The 8,240-nt window shown below is 70.2% G+C and carries 7 protein-coding genes; 3 read left to right on the top strand and 4 right to left on the bottom strand.

Annotated features, from left to right (window positions below):
* Positions 1-14: 14 nt before the first annotated feature.
* Entirely contained in the window at positions 15-2,696 is a 2,682-nt protein-coding gene (locus tag Q4I23_RS27950) for a NahK/ErcS family hybrid sensor histidine kinase/response regulator (protein WP_498528371.1), read from the top strand.
* 33 nt (positions 2,697-2,729) lie between these two features.
* On the opposite strand, the gene Q4I23_RS27945 is transcribed toward Q4I23_RS27950, so the two are convergent.
* The 4 genes from Q4I23_RS27945 to Q4I23_RS27930 are packed head-to-tail and all read right to left on the bottom strand — an operon-like array spanning position 2,730 to position 6,476.
* Positions 2,730-3,554 carry an ABC transporter permease gene (locus Q4I23_RS27945; protein WP_498528370.1) on the bottom strand — a complete coding sequence of 275 codons (825 nt, stop codon included), beginning with the start codon at positions 3,552-3,554 and terminating at the stop codon, positions 2,730-2,732.
* Complete coding sequence (locus Q4I23_RS27940) at positions 3,551-4,291, bottom strand: ABC transporter ATP-binding protein (protein WP_498528369.1); 741 nt, start codon at positions 4,289-4,291, stop codon at positions 3,551-3,553. Before Q4I23_RS27940 ends, Q4I23_RS27945 begins: the two co-directional genes overlap by 4 nt.
* Positions 4,292-4,295: 4 nt before the next feature.
* A complete protein-coding gene (locus tag Q4I23_RS27935) occupies positions 4,296-5,264 on the bottom strand; it encodes a YVTN family beta-propeller repeat protein (protein WP_498528368.1) in 969 nt (322 codons plus the stop codon).
* Between the two features lie 39 nt (positions 5,265-5,303).
* The gene (locus Q4I23_RS27930; protein ID WP_498528367.1) at positions 5,304-6,476 is read right to left on the bottom strand and encodes an ABC transporter substrate-binding protein; all 1,173 of its coding nucleotides are present in this window, start codon (positions 6,474-6,476) and stop codon (positions 5,304-5,306) included.
* Positions 6,477-6,740: 264 nt separating this feature from the next.
* On the opposite strand from Q4I23_RS27930, the gene pedF reads away from it, so the two are divergent.
* Together pedF and Q4I23_RS27920 are read left to right on the top strand one after the other, a co-directional pair.
* Entirely contained in the window at positions 6,741-7,184 is a 444-nt protein-coding gene (gene pedF / locus Q4I23_RS27925; RefSeq protein WP_145622731.1) for a cytochrome c-550 PedF, read from the top strand.
* Between the two features lie 11 nt (positions 7,185-7,195).
* Positions 7,196-8,056: a substrate-binding periplasmic protein gene (locus Q4I23_RS27920; protein WP_498528366.1), complete on the top strand. Its 861-nt coding sequence runs from the start codon at positions 7,196-7,198 to the stop codon at positions 8,054-8,056.
* The last annotated feature ends 184 nt before the right edge of the window (positions 8,057-8,240 follow it).

The raw sequence follows: 8,240 nt of genomic DNA, 5'->3' as shown, positions 1-8,240 counted from the left end.
CGGCAGCGTCAGATGTGTATAAGAGACAGCCGTCCGCCGTTCCGCCGGCCTCACCGGATGAGCGCGGCCGGCTGGAGGCGCTGGAGCGCGAGAACGCCAAGCTCCGCCGCATCAACCAGGTGCTGATGGACCGGGTGGAGCGGTCGATGGACGTGCAGGGGGGCGCCTTCTCCCTGTTCCAGACCGCCATCGTCCTGGAGCAGAAGGTGCGCGAGCGCACGTTGGAGTTGGAACGCGCCCTGCGCGAGTTGGAGGACAGCCACCGCGCGCTGGCCCGCGCCAAGGAATTGGCCGACACCATGCGCGGCCGGCTGTCGGAGGCCATCGAGTCCGTCAATGAAGGCTTCGCCATCTTCGACAGCGACGATCGGCTGGTGCTGTGCAACAGCAAGTATCTCGCCCTGTGGCCGGAAATCCGTGACCGCATCCTGCCGGGCATCCGCTTCCAGGAGATCGCCGAGCTGGCGGCCTCCTCGCGCACCATCGCCGACGCCTACCCGCGGCCCGACCGCTGGCTGTCGGAACGGCTGGCCCAGCACCGGGCTCTGAAGGGTCCCTACGTCTACCGGCTGGCCGACGGGCGCTGGGTCCAGGTGAACGAGCGGCGCACCCGCGACGGCGGGGTGGTCGGCGTCTACACCGACATCACCGACATCAAGGAGCATGAGACCCGCCGCCGCGAACGCGAGCTGGCCGAGAAGTCGGCGCTGCTCCAGGCGACGCTGGATAACATCGCCCAGGGGGTCGGGGTGTACGACCGCGACCAGCGGCTGGTCGCCTGGAACGAGCGCTTCACCGGCCTGCTGCGCCTGCCCGCCAACGTGGCGGAGCGCGGGGCGGGCTTCGCCGACTTCGTGCTGCACCACGCCGCACTCGGCGACCATGGCCTGTCGCTGAAGGCGTTGATGATGCCGAGCTGCCTCGTCGAGCAGCCCTGGCTGGACGGCACGGTCCTGGAGATCAGCCGCAACCCCATGCCGGGCGGTGGCTTCGTCCTCACCTTCACCGACATCACCGAGCGCAAGCGGGCCGAGCAGGCGCTGCGCGACAGCGAGGAGCGCATCCGGCTGGTCACCGACGCGGTGCCGGCGCTGATCGCCTACGTCGACGCCGAGCAGCGCTTCCGCTTCGTCAACAAGGCCTACGAGGGCTGGTTCAACCGCAAGCGCGAGGAGATCGAGGGCCAGCCCATGTGGGCGGCGCTGGGCGACCTCTATTACGAGGTGCGGCGCTCCTACGTGCTGCGGGCGCTGGCCGGCGAGGAGGTCACCTTCGACCTGGAACTGCCCGGCGAGAACGGGTCGCCGCGCTACGCCGTCGCCACCTACATCCCGCATTTCGGCGAGCGGCGCGGCGGCGGCAAGCCGGAGGTGCTGGGCTATTTCGGCCTGATCCACGACATCACCGAGCGGCGCGTGGCGGCGGAGGCCCTGGCCGACGCCAAGGACAGCCTTGAGCGTCGCGTCGTCGAGCGCACCGCCGAGTTGACCCGGCTCAACGGCCAGCTCCAGCAGGAGATCGCCGAGCGCATCGCCGCGGAGGAGGCGCTGCGGCTGGCCAAGGCGGAGGCGGAGCAGGCCAACCTTTCCAAGACGCGCTTCCTGGCGGCGGCCAGCCACGACCTGCTGCAACCGCTGAACGCCGCGCGGCTGTTCGTCTCGGCGCTGGGCGACCTGGAGCAGCCGGAGCCCAACCGCGGGCTGGTCGACAACATCGACGTCGCCCTGGCCTCGGTCGAGGACCTCCTGTCGGCGTTGCTGGACATTTCCAAGCTGGACGCCGGGGCGGTGCGGCCGGAGATCGCCGATTTCCCGATCAAGAGCCTGTTCGGCGCGCTGGCCACCGAATACGCGGCGGTGGCGAAGGAGCGCGGGCTGGACCTCTGCGTCGTTCCCAGCCACGCCGTGGTGCGCAGCGACATCCGTCTGCTGCGCCGGATTTTGCAGAACTTCCTGTCCAACGCCCTGCGCTACACCCAGGCGAAGAGGGCGGCGCGGGGCGGGTCCGGGCGCGTGCTGGTCGGTTGCCGACGGACGCGCGAGGGCTTGCGGATCGAGGTGTGGGACACCGGCCCCGGCGTGCCCGCCGACAAGCTGGGCGAGATCTTCCAGGAATTCCGCCGCCTCGACACGCCCTGCGCCAACGAGCGGGTGCGCGGCATGGGCCTCGGCCTCGCCATCGTGGAGCGGGTGGCGCGGATGCTCGACCATCCCATCACCGTGCGGTCGCAGCCGGGGCGGGGATCGGTCTTCGCGGTGACGGTGCCCTTCGGGCGCTACGCCCGCCCGGTGCGCGCGCTGGAGGCGCCGGTGCAGACCGCCTCGAACCGGCTGGCCGGCACGCGGGTGCTGGTGATCGACAACGAGCCGGCGGTGCTCGCCGGCATGCGCGCGTTGCTGGAGGGCTGGGGGTGCAGCGTCGCCACCGCGGCATCGGGCGACGAGGCGTTGGCCGGGCTGGGGGCGGTGGCTCCGGACGTGCTGTTCGCCGACTACCACCTGGACGATGGAGTGATCGGCTTCACCGAGATCGCGCGGGTGCGCGAGCGCTGCGGGGCCGATCTGCCGTCGGTCCTCATCACCGCCAACCGCACCGCGGAGGTGGTGGAGGAGGCGCAGGCCAAGGGCTGCCATGTGCTGAACAAGCCGGTGCGGCCGGCGCAGCTTCGGGCGGTGATGACGGGGTTGCTGGGGTAGCCTTCGTGGAAAGTGGTGGCGACGGGCCCCCACCTACTCCCCACCCGCCTTCCGCGCGAGGAAGCCTCGCGCCGGATTGTAGCCGTAGACTGCCCCGCCCAGGAACACCGCCAACGCCAGCACCGTCCAGCCCAGCGCCGGCAGGTTCACGTCCAGATACAGCGCGAAGCGGATCAGCTCGACCGCCTGGCTGAATGGGTTGACGGTGCACAGAAAATACAGAAGCTCCCCCGCCTCCTGCATCTTCCAGAGCGGATAGAGCGCGGTGGACAGGAAGAAGGTCGGGAAGATGACGAAGTTCATCACGCCCGCGAAATTCTCCAGCTGCCGGATGGTCGAGGACAGCAGCATCCCCAGCGCCCCCAGCATCAGCCCGCTGACCACCAGCGCCGGCAGCACCGTGAGGTAGCCGAGCGGCGGCGCCTGCACCCCGTAGACCCAGGCGACGGCGAGGAAGGCGTAGACCTGGAGGATCGACACCGCCGTCCCGGCCAGCAGCTTCGCCGTCAGCAGGAACCAGCGGGGCAGGGGGCTGACCAGCAGCATCCGCATGCTGCCCATCTCGCGGTCGTAGACCATCGACAGCGAGCTTTGCATCCCGTTGAACAGCTGCACCATCCCGGCGAGGCCGGGGACGATGTAGACCTCGTAGGGGATGTAGGTCTCGTAGGGCGGGGTGATGGCGATGCCCAGCGCCGCGCGGAAGCCCGCCGCGAAGACGAACAGCCAGAGCAGCGGGCGGACCAGGGCCGACAGGAAGCGCTCCCGCTGTTGGACGAAGCGCAGCACCTCGCGCCCGACGATCCCGCCGAGAGCGCGCGCGTAATGGGCAGCGGCATGGTGAGTGGTGGCCGTCACGCCGCCTCCTTCGCGGTCAGCCGGGTGAAGCTCTCGGTCAGCGAGTCCGCCCCGGTCGCGCGGTTCACCTCCGCCACCGGCCCGGCGGCCCGGACCCGGCCGCGGTGGATCACCACCACGCGGTCGCCCTCGCCGATCTCGTCGATCAGGTGGGTGGCCCAGAGCACGGCGATGCCGCGCTCCCGGCACAGCGCGTGGACATGCTCGACGATGGCGCGCCGCGCCGGGACGTCCAGCCCGACGGTCGGCTCGTCCAGCACCAGAAGGGCGGGCTCGTGCAGCAGGGCGCGGGCCAGCTCCACCCGGCGGCGGTGGCCGCCGTTCAGCGCCCGCACCGTCTCGCCGATGCGCTCCGCCATGCCCAGCCGCTCCAGCGACTCCTGCGCCCGCGCCTCGGCGGTGCGGCGGGGAATGCCGTGCAGGGCCGCGAAGTAGAGCAGGTTCTGCCGCACCGTCAGGTCGAGGTCGAGCGTCGGCTGCTGGAACACGACCCCCATGCGGGCCAGCGCCCGGGCCGGCTCCCGCCGCAGGTCGATGCCGCCGATGCGGATGGTGCCGCCCGGCGATTCGAACAGGCGGGTGACCAGCGCGAACAGCGTCGTCTTGCCCGCCCCGTTGGGGCCGAGGAGTGCGGTGAAGGACCCCGCCCCGACCGCCAGCGACACGTCCTTCAGCGCGAAGGCCCCGCGTCCGTAGGCGTAGCTCAGACCTTCGATGGACAGCGCGGGGTCGGCCATGCCCTTACCCCTTCACCGCGACACCCCAGGGGTAGCGGCCGACCTTGATCGACTTGACGACCTTCAGGCTGTCCACGTCGATCACCGACACGTCGCCCGACACGCCGTTGGTGGCGTAGAGCCGCTTCTGGTCGGGCGACAGGTCGAGCTGCCAGACGCGGCGGCCGACCAGCAGATAGTCCTTCACCGCGAAGGTCTGGGTGTCCACCACCGCGACGTGGTTGGCCGGGCCGAGCGCCACGAAGGCGTAGCGCCCGTCGTCGGTCAGCTTGATTCCGACGGGCTGGATGCGGTCCTGGGGCACGCCCTTGATCTTGAAGCGGATGGTCTGCGTCACCTTGCGGTCGGCCGTGTCGATCACCGACAGGGTGCCGCCGATCTCCGCCGACACCCACAGGCGGCTGCCGTCCTTGCTGAACTGGGCGTAGCGCGGGCGGGCGTCGACCAGCGTGTTGTCGACGACGGCGCGCTTCTCCGTGTCGATCCAATGGACCATGTTCGTCGTCTCCGACGTGTTCACCGCCCATTTGCCGTCGGGGCTGACCGCCATGCCCTCCGGCTCCACGCCGACATCCACCTGATAGGCGACCTTGCGGCTGGGCACGTCCACGATGGTGACGACGTTGCTCTCCTCGTTGGCGATGAACAGGTGCTTGCCGTCGGGGTGCAGGGCGAACAGCTCCGGGTCCTCGCCCGAGGGCAGGTTGTGCAGGATCTTCTTCGTCGCGAGGTCCATTACCTGCACCGTGTCGTCGTCGCTGGCGCAGATGTAGAGATGCTTGCCGTCCGCGCTCAGCGTGATGCCGCGGGGGCGCCGCCCGACCTTCACCGTCTCCGTCACCGTCAGGGTCGCGCCGTCGATGATGGACAGGGTGTTGTCCTTCTCGTTCGAGACATAGACGGTCTCCGCCAATGCAGGAACGGCGCAGCCGGCCAGCAGGGCGGCGAGGAGAAGGGAGCGGGCGGTGGTCATCGGGGCGGCGTCCTTATCGGCGGAAGCGGTTGGGGAAGGTCAGCGACGGCAGCCCGTTTCGGGCTGGTCGTGGCCCAGCGTGTCGAGTTCAGTCCTGGGGTGCAGGAAGCCGTCCTGCGGCGAGACGGACACCAGCGAGCGGTCGGCGGCGAGAAGCACCGGCTGGCGCAACTGCCCGTCCCAACTGCGGAAGGACAGCGGCACGCCCTTGAAGGCGGCCAGCGTGAAATCCGGCCCGCGGATGTAGGCGGCCAGCGCCGCGGGATCGGTGGAGCGGGTGCGGGTCGCCGCCTCGCCCACCGCGCGGATGGCGGCCCAGACCGCGTGGTCGCGGGGCGACATGACGCGCTGGGCGGCGGCCTTGAAGCGGGACTGGAGCTGTGCGGCCCCCCAGGCCTCGTGGGCGCGGTGCCAGTTGGTGGGGACGAGGCCCTGCGTTCCGGCGACCGGGCGCGGCTCCCAGGTGCGGTACAGCACATAGTCGCCGAAGTCGCCGATCTCGTCGGCGACGATCACCACGTCGTGGCGCATGCCCTGGGTGAAGACCGGCATTTCGGCCTGGGCGGTGCGGCGGGCGTCGTGGTCCTCGCTCCAGGTCTTCTCCTCGACCACCTCGGCGCCGAAGCGCTTGGCCGCCCGCTTCACCGCGGCGGCGTAGAGCCGGTCCTCGGGCCGGGTGCCGACGATCAGCAGCCATTTCGTCCAGCGCTTGACCGCCAGATACTGAGCCAGCGCGTCGGCCAGCATGGCGCGGTCGGGTGCCGTGTGCAGCAGGTTGGGCGCACACAGCGCGTTGCGCAGGCTGTCGTCGGTGGATCCGGCATTGAACAGCAGCAGGTTCGCCGCCTCGGGCAGGCGGGCCAGCGCGCCGGGCGCCTCGCCGGGCAGGTCCAGCACGACGATGCGGTGCCCGGCGGTGGCGAGGTCGCGCAACGCCTGCGCCGGGTCGCCGTCGATGGGGACGGTCACCGCCTCCAGGTCGAAGCGCTGCTTGAGGAAGCGGCCCGTGGAATTGTTGTCCGCCACGGCGAGATGGGCGCCGGCCAACCCTTCGTCGGCGGGCGGTTCGTCGAGGTTGGACAGGGCGGGGGGATGCTCGACCTCCTGCGTCAGGTAGGCGATGCGGACCGTGGAGTTGTCCGCTGGCGCCGCCTCCTGCGAAAAGGCGGCCGGCGAGGCGCAAAGCCCGCCGGCCAGCAAGGCGATCTGCATCAAGGAGGGTAACCAAAGGCTGAAACGCATCGCGGGCTTGCACTCGCCTGGTTTCGGGAGACCAGGGTATCCCCGCCGGGCGGCGTCCCGGAATGCAACTTTGGTACGATTGCGCGGTCGGAAAACTGCGGTTCGGTCCGATCGCGGCGGGCTCGACGCACGGTTGCTACCAAAGTCCAATTATTGGCGGCACGGACCGCCCGCTATGCTCCGGGGCAACGGACAACGCTCCCTTCGCATCTTCTCTGAATGAGGACGCCCCTTATGAACGCACGGCTTCTCCGGCTTGCGATGGCCGGTTTCCTGACCGGCGCGGCCGCCGTCGCCTCCACGGTTGTCCCCACGGCGGCCTTCGCCCACGGCGACGTGACCCCCCAGGCGGTGGACACCACCGGCCTCGACAAGCTGGGCGAGGACTGGCGCGACGCGAACCCCTACCGCGGCAACCCGCGGGCGATCGAGATCGGCTCCTCCGCCTTCAACCAGAACTGCGCGCGCTGCCACGGGCTGGGCGCGGTGTCGGGCGGCATCGCCCCGGACCTGCGCTTTCTGGACAAGGGCGACATCGGCGACGAGTGGTTCAAGGAGCGGGTGATCAACGGCTCGATCCGCAACGGAGTCACCTACATGCCACGCTTTGGCGAGGCGCTTGGCCAGGAGGCGCTGTGGGCCATCCGCTCGTGGCTGGAGACGGTGCACGAGGAATGAAAGCGTTTGGAATGACGGGGCTTCCGACGCGGCGCCAGCTGCTGTCCTTCGCCGCCGCCGCGCTGGCCGCCGGGGTGCTCCCCCGGCGCGCCGGCGCGCGCCCGTTGGACGATGTGGTGGCCGCCGGGCGGCTGATGGTCGCGGTCTATCGCGACAACCCGCCTTTCTCCTACCGCAAGGGCGGCGCCCTGGTCGGTGTGGACGTGGACCTCGCCCGCGCCATCGCCGGGCGGCTGGGCGTCGGCGTCGAGTTCATGGAGCTGACCGCCGGGGAGGCCGTGTCGGACGATCTGCGCAACGCGGTGTGGCGTGGCCCGGTCGTCGGGGGCGGCGTGGCGGACGTGATGATGCATGTGCCCTATCAAAAGGAGTTCGGGCTGCGCAACCCGGAGGCCGTGCTGTTCGGCCCCTACCAGCGGGAGGGCTTCGCGCTGGCCCGCAACCCGATGCGCATGACCCAGCCGATGCTGGCCTCCCTGCCCGACGAGCCGGTGGGGGTGGAGATCGACAGCATCCCCGACTTCTACCTGCTGGGGGCCTTCGGCGGACGGCTGCGCGAGCGGCTGGTCCATTACATGACGATTCCCGAGGCGGTCGAGGCTCTGGTCAAGGGCGACGTCGCTGCGGTCGTCGCGACGCAGAGCCAGGTGGAGGCCGCGCTGGGCGACCGCGCCGCCGGCTTCCCGATCACCCCAGTGACCTTCCCCGGGATGATGGCGTCGAGCTGGGACATCGGCATGGCGGTGAAGGAGAACTCCCGCGATCTCGCCTACGCGGTGGGCGACGCGGTGACCGCGATGCTGGAGGACGGGACGTTGCCGGAGATTTTCCGGAAACATGGGGTGACACACAACGCGATTCCGGTGGAGTGACGGTGCTTGCCCCCCTCCCAACCTCCCCCCGCTTCGCAGGGGGAGGAGTTTCATTCCCTCCCCTGCAAAGCGGGGGAGGGCCGGGGTGGGGGGAATGCGGCTCCGTCCTTACTTGGCGTTGGCCATGGCGACGGCGGTGTCGCTCATGCGGTTGGAGAAGCCCCACTCGTTGTCGTACCAGGTC

Source organism: Azospirillum sp. UFLA03-27 (assembly GCF_059803775.1).
The sequence above is the reverse complement of the archived record's forward strand: the minus strand, read 5'-3'. Positions and strand labels throughout refer to the sequence as shown.